Annotated in this window: 1 protein-coding gene; it reads left to right on the forward strand. The window is 52.9% G+C overall.

Annotated elements, in window-relative coordinates; genetic code table 11:
- On the forward strand, positions 1-238 hold a 238-nt coding region (locus tag R0J92_RS26365), incomplete at both ends, for an AAA family ATPase (RefSeq protein ID WP_411053861.1).

Raw genomic sequence — 238 nt, forward strand, 5'->3', positions numbered from 1 at the left:
GAGGGGCGTCTAGTAACGGCTCCGGCAAGTCCTCCCTAGTTGACGCTATCTTTTGGTGTTTATTTGGTAAAACCGCACGCGGTATCAGCGCTGACGATGTGATCAACGACGCTGCGGGCAAAGAGAGTCGTGTGCTGCTGGTCGTCAAAGATGGCAGCGACGAATACGTTATTGCTCGGCACCGCAAGCACTCGAAAAACAAAAATCGCCTGACCGTCATTCAGAACGGGAAGGACAT

The sequence above is a fragment of the Tritonibacter sp. SIMBA_163 genome (assembly GCF_046535935.1).
GTDB lineage: Bacteria > Pseudomonadota > Alphaproteobacteria > Rhodobacterales > Rhodobacteraceae > Epibacterium > Epibacterium scottomollicae.